Origin of the sequence: Mycobacterium sp. (assembly GCF_044370595.1) — a bacterium.
Taxonomy (GTDB): domain Bacteria; phylum Actinomycetota; class Actinomycetes; order Mycobacteriales; family Mycobacteriaceae; genus Mycobacterium.
In genome coordinates, this window is record NZ_JBILVF010000215.1 from 1 (window position 1) to 4214 (window position 4214).

The 4214-nt window shown below is 69.3% G+C and carries 2 protein-coding genes and 2 pseudogenes; 3 read left to right on the top strand and 1 reads right to left on the bottom strand.

The window, feature by feature from the left end:
- From ADBZ5N_RS17670 to ADBZ5N_RS17680, 3 genes and pseudogenes are all read left to right on the top strand, one after another.
- Window positions 1-1059, top strand: a pseudogene (locus ADBZ5N_RS17670) (hypothetical protein); the annotation flags it as partial.
- Between the two features lie 144 nt (window positions 1060-1203).
- Window positions 1204-2727 (top strand): PE-PPE domain-containing protein, encoded by a 1524-nt coding sequence (locus ADBZ5N_RS17675; RefSeq protein ID WP_526259703.1) that lies wholly within the window; start codon window positions 1204-1206, stop codon window positions 2725-2727.
- Between the two features lie 66 nt (window positions 2728-2793).
- Entirely contained in the window at window positions 2794-3273 is a 480-nt protein-coding gene (locus ADBZ5N_RS17680) for a hypothetical protein (protein ID WP_526259705.1), read from the top strand.
- Window positions 3274-3289: 16 nt separating this feature from the next.
- Here ADBZ5N_RS17680 and ADBZ5N_RS17685 read toward each other — a convergent pair.
- A pseudogene (locus ADBZ5N_RS17685) lies at window positions 3290-4214 on the bottom strand (hypothetical protein); the annotation flags it as partial.

Sequence of the window (4214 nt, forward strand, 5' to 3'; positions counted from 1 at the left end):
AACGCCCCGGGTACCGGGGTGGCCGGTAACGGCGGTGCTGGTGGTGCCGGCGGTGCTTCCGGTGTCGGCGGGGACGGCGCGGATGGTGATCCGACGTTTGCGATCCGCAACGGCGCCGGTGGTGATGGTGGTGACGGGGCGGCCTCCGGGGTCGGCGGTGATGGTGGTGACGGCGGGAACAGTGTGGGTGGCACCAACGGGTCCGGCGGTGATGGCGGGGATGGTGGTGATCTGGGTGCGGCCGGTAACGGCGGGGACGGCGCGGCGGGCACACCGACGCACACCACCGGTGGTGATGGTGGTGATGGCGGCACCTATCTGAGTTTTGATCCGTTGTTGCCCTTTGACGGGTTGGGGCGCGCTGGTGGTTCCGGTGGCGCGGTGGGTACCGGTGGCGCCGGCGGCGGCGGCGGTGATGACGGGGCTGATGGGTCCTCGACGGTGCCCTCGGGCAATGGTGGTGATGGTGGTGACGGGGACACCGTGGACAGCGTCGCTGATGGTGGTGATGGTGGTGCTGGTGGTGATGCCGGGATCCTGGGTGTCGGCGGTGACGGCGGTGATGGTGGTCTGGGCACGATCGTGGGGAACCGGTTGACCTCCACCGGCGGTGATGGTGGTGCCGGCGGGTCCGGCGGGATCGCCGGTGGTGCCGGGGGTAATGGTGGTGATGCCACGGTGACCGGCACTGATGCGGTCGCGAAAGCCGGGGCCGGCGGTGCCGGTGGCGGTGCCGGTGCGGGCACCGGTGGGGCTGGTGGGTCCGGCGGGTCGGCGACGGCGACCGGGACCCGGTCTAAGGCGTTGTCCGGGGACGGCGGTGACGGCGGTGCCGGCGGGCTGATCGGCGGGGACGGCGGTGCTGGTGGGACCGCGTTCGCCCAGGGCGCGTCCTCGGGTGGGATCGGGGTGCGCGCGGAGGGTGGTGACGGCGGGGACGGCGGTGACGCCGCACCCGGTGGTGATGGTGGGTCCGGTGGGGACGGTGGGGAAGCGGTCGCCCTGGGCCCCTCGGCGGTTCAGGTCAACGGCACCCCCGGCACCCCCGGAACCCCCTGACCGCAGGCCTGGACCGCCCCGGACACACACCCGGGAGTGCACACCCGGCCCCGCCCCCACCCCTGGGGGCGGGGCCGGCTGCTGTCTGGGAAGGAATTTGTGGTTTCGACGAGGCCTTTGTGACCCGGGAGTAAGTTGCCGAGCATGCTTGATTTCCCGGACACATCCTCGACGCCATCAGTGGCCCACCGATTTTCCCGCGGAGCCGCCGCCACTCTGGTGGCGATGTCCACTGTCGGGACATGTGTACTGAACGCACCCGCCCTCACGCGGGTCGAGTTTCCGGCCGTCGATCTGGCTGCCACCCAGGCGGCGATCACGATGAACGGCACGTTCACCCCCGAGGTGACTCCACAGTTCCAGGCCGCGGTTTTGGATGCCTACATCCGCCCACTGGTGGGACCGGGCTACACCGGTGTGCCGTTGCGCACACCCCAGGACCTCTGGCCGCTGAGCGGAATCACCGCTTTGACGTACAACGACTCGACCCGGGTGGGGTATGAAATCCTCACCGACAAATACGACGAGATCGTCGCCCAGAACACCACGGACGGGCAGCCCAACACCCCCGTGGTGGTGTTCGGATACTCCCAAAGCGCCTTCATCGCCTCGATGTTCGACGAGCGGCTGGCCGACGTGCGGGCCGACGGCGGCGCTGTTCCTCCGACGACGTTCGTTCAAGTCGGCAACACCAACATCCCCAACGGCGGGCTGATGTCACGTTTCAACGGACTGGGACTAACCCCGTGGACGCCCCTGGTCTTTGCGCCGACCAAGACGGGTAACACCACCCACGAGGTATTCCGGCAGTACGACCCGTTCGCCGACTTCCCCAAGTACACACTCAACGCCCTGGCTGTGGTGAATTCACTGATGGGCTACCTGCTGCATTTCACCCTGCCGGTATCGGGGTCGGCGCCCTGGTTGGCCCCGGTGATCAATGTCCTGAACCTGTTCATCGATCCGATCTCGCTGGATCCGGCCAGCCCGAACTACGTCAAACCGGTTGTGTCGCGCTATGAAGACACCGTCTATCACTTCGTCCCGACCGCCGAACTGCCGGTCCTGTCCCCGCTCTACGCTGTCGGACTGTCGCGGCTAGCCGACGCCATCGAACCCGTACTCCGGCCGCTGATCGAGGCAGGCTACGACCGCTCGGTGTCCTTCGGTGAGCCCACGCCGGCCGTACTCGGTCTCGGGCCCAACTTCGCACCGGCCCTACAGCAATCCTGGGAGGCATTCCGCCAACTGCTCAACCCGGCATCGGCCACCCCAAAGTCGGTTCTTCCAGCTTCCTCAGTCAATGACGTTGCCCTGCCCGCAGCCGTGTCCGTCGGTGATGCGCAGGCCCCAGCGCCGGTCACGCGGACGGCGTCGACTCCCGACGCGTCGACCGACTCCCCGATCGACGAGCCCGGCGCCGACCCGGCGGCCCCAGCACCCGCCCCGACCGCCGCCGGCAACGACGCGTCCGCAGTCACCAGTCCGACTGCAGCGCCGGAGACTGCAGCGCCGGAGACTGCAGCGCCGGAGACTGCAGCGCCGGAGACTGGGTCCCTGGAGACTGGGGCGCAGCGGCAGCCGCGACGATCCGCCGCGACGGCAGCAGAATCGGGACCCGACTCTGGCGGGCTGCGTGCGAGCAGGGGCCGGCCCGCAACTCGCTGAGGAGCGCAGCCGTCGCTGCGCGGCGGCGGGCGCTCAATGTCAGACCCCCCGGGGACACTGAGTCACATGTTCGAGACGACCCCGCCCCAGCCCCTGCCCGACAGCGTCGACCTCGCCGACCTGGATGACCCGCTGGCCGGTGTGGTCGCCGCGGAACTGGCCAGTTGTTTCGTCCAACTGTGCATGTGCTCCATGGAGCCGCTGGTGGCCAAGCTCGCCGGTCAGCAGGTCATGCTCGCCCAGCCGGGCGGCATCGCGCTGTCCGGGCGGGTCTACGCCCAACAGATGTACCGCCGGATCGACGCCGACGTCTTTCACCTGTTGCGCGGCTGCGTCCCCCTGGAGTGCGCCGAGTTCGCGCTGTCGCGCATCGAGGCGGTGTTGCGCAAGCACTTCGCCGACGTCGTCGACACCGCGGCGAGCTATGTGCTCAGCGATGACCGCGAGGTGGCCCTCCAGATGGCCGCCATCGCCACCACCATGGCCGCCCGTGAGGTGCGCAGCAAGGTCGCGGAGATCATCGGCCAGACCCGCCCGCGCGGATAGCCCCGCGCAGGCTGATCTAACCCGTCCCGCGCGCAGCCAGATAACCCACCGGGCCCGAGGCCACACACACGGCCAACGCGGCAGTGGCGGGCCGCACCGTGATGGCCTCACCGGCGCCGGAGAGCCGGACGTAGACCCGGTTCAGACCGGGCTTGACGGTCACCTTCGTCTGCACGCCCACCGGCAGCGAAACAACAAGGCTGCCTTCGGCGTTGGCCAGGTAGTTGATCTCAGCAGTCCAGTCGGCCGGCAACAGCGGCCCGTCCAGCGGCATCTGGACAACGGAGTCGGGCTGGGCCTCGGAGGAGACGAAGTAGCCGCACTGCGGCGCCGGCCCCGGCACGATCCTGCGCACCCACGTCACCTCCGCATCGACCAGTCGCCCGCCCGAATCGAGCATGCGCAGCAGGTCGGTGGAGCCGCTGAATTCCGGCCGGTCACCGATCAGGGCGAACAGGTGACTGGCCAGATTCTCCGGCCCCACCACCCGCTGCAGGATCAGCGGATCGACCTCCTGATCCAGCATCGGCGCCGGTGATGCGGCCCGCGCCTGAGACAGCGCCGCAACCGCAGTGCGCAGATAGGACTTCGTCGGGTTGTCCTGCCAGCTCACCAGGAACGTCCTTGTCGAGACCAGGCTGCTGGCCAGGAAGCCCACCCCCAGGGTCGCGACCACCGCCCGACGCGCAGCGGATGGGTTAAGCCACGCCGCACCGACCCGGTTGGGCGCGCAGAACCCGACCGCCGCCAGCAGCGCCAGCATCACCACCAGATCGGGCAGATACCGCAACGTCTGGGCCAGTTCCAGGGCGGTGAAGGCCGACGAGCGCATCAGATAGATCGGCACCTGGCAGGCGACCGCGTAGCCGGCGGCCACCAGCCATACCGGGCCCAGGCGCTGCTTGCGCAGCATCGACACCGCCATCACCGCCGCCAGCGCA